This window comes from Oleiphilus sp. HI0123 (genome assembly GCF_001635315.1).
On the sequence record NZ_LWGE01001619.1, the window covers coordinates 1 to 1,846 of the forward strand.

The 1,846-nt window shown below is 46.4% G+C and carries 1 protein-coding gene and 1 pseudogene; both read left to right on the forward strand.

Annotation, left to right across the window (positions count from 1 at the left end):
* The first annotated feature begins 274 nt into the window (after positions 1–274).
* Positions 275–1,459: an NnrS family protein gene (locus A3761_RS21715; protein ID WP_068516770.1), complete on the forward strand. Its 1,185-nt coding sequence runs from the start codon at positions 275–277 to the stop codon at positions 1,457–1,459.
* A 278-nt stretch (positions 1,460–1,737) separates the two neighbouring features.
* Positions 1,738–1,846: pseudogene (locus tag A3761_RS28670) on the forward strand (dihydroorotase); the annotation flags it as partial.

Genomic DNA, 1,846 nt, shown 5'->3' on the forward strand with positions numbered 1-1,846 from the left:
ATAGCATCCTAAGGCAGGCTCGGCCTTTGGCCGCGCACTATAAAAAGGCTCTGAGTCTTGTACCTTAATAGATCATTTGCTACTTTTTAGGTATTGATTCTTCCTTGCCCCCCCTCTAGCCTTAAAGATTGATTACTTAGTAGGCAGAGCTTTCCATAGCTCGCTAGCGGGCTAGTACATGCCTTCAGCTAAGCACGGTATGAAACCCGCTACCTACACAAAATAACCATAGTCATAGTGATACAATCCTCACTAGCTGGCATAGGAATCGTCAATGCAACCTAAACACGAGCTCAGCTCTCAACACCCAGCATTATTCAACCTTGGCTTTCGTGCATTTTTCGCCGGTGCTAGCCTCCTTTCTTTAGTCAGCATCGCCGTATGGTTACTCTTTCTAAACCAAGCCTGGTCTTTTAATTCAAATAGCATCAGCCCTTTTCAATGGCACGCTCATGAAATGATCTATGGCTACGCCGTGGCAGTAATCGCCGGCTTTTTGTTAACCGCAGTAAAAAACTGGACCGGCCTACAGACTCCTCACGGCAAACCGCTCATGATCCTCTTTTCTTTGTGGGCCCTGGCACGCCTAATGTGGCTGATTAACGTACTATCACTCGCTGCATTCTTCGACCTCATCTTTATCGTTTGTCTCGGCTACGCTATTGCCAAGCCGATCATCCAAGTCAAACAATGGCGTCAAATGGCGATTCTTTCGAAGCTAGTGCTGATTGCAGTCGGGAATGCCTTTTTCTATGCTCAAGCACTTGGTTTTAGTGATTCAGGTGCACATACATCCCTCTACGCAGGCCTCTATATCGTTGTCGGTCTGATCCTGACCATCGGGCGTCGGATTATTCCTCTTTTTATTGAACGAGGGGTAGGCTACGAAGTGACCTTGTTTAACTCTAGAATTCTCGATATCTCAAGTATGCTGGTCTTTTTAGTGTTTTTTATCGCAACCCTCTTTACCAACTATATCACCCTCGCGCAGACTGCTGCGGCACTCATGGTCATTATCACGACCATACGTATGATCGGCTGGTATACATCAGGTATATGGAAATCCCCTTTGCTATGGAGTTTCTTCGTAACCCTGGGTTCAATTACCATCGGCTTTTTAATTTTTGTATTTGAAACCAGACTTTCACTGTCGCCTTATTTGTCCATACATGCTTTTGCTGTCGGCGCTATTGGCGTTATGACCATGGGCATGATGGCACGCGTATCAACGGGCCATACAGGGCGAAACCTTAAGCATCTACCAAAGACTTTAGGGCCCGCCCTGCTTATTCTTTCTCTGGCTGCCATCATTAGGTTTTTTCTACCAGCCATTGCTCCGGGTAGTCACTTGCTTTGGGTCAATATTTCCGGTGGTCTGTGGATCATAGCATTTTCATTATTCTGCCTAGCCTTTATTCCCGTATGGACAAGCCCCCGTGTAGATGGGAAATACGGATAAAAAAATGCGCCGGTCACATTTCAATTAACCCGAAAGGTCGCACAATTGAGCGTTTGAGAATTTTACGTGCCAAGCAGTCAAACGGAGATATGCCTAATACCAGCGGGCTTACCTCTCAGACCATGCAGGCCTGCTTGGCAAAATAGAGTTGGCAAAGTAAGCGCCTGAGATCCCTCCAGACAAGTTAGTCATCCATACCTTGTCCTCCCACCCTGAATTTCCTGAAGCCTATATTTTCAGGCATAATATAAGCTTAAATTTTTGATTCAGGATATCCCATGCAAGAAATCACTATTCAAGCCCCCGATGACTGGCACCTTCACTTTCGAGATGGAGACATGCTCGCAGAAACTGTCCCGGCAACCGCTCGGTGCTTTAAGCGAGCGA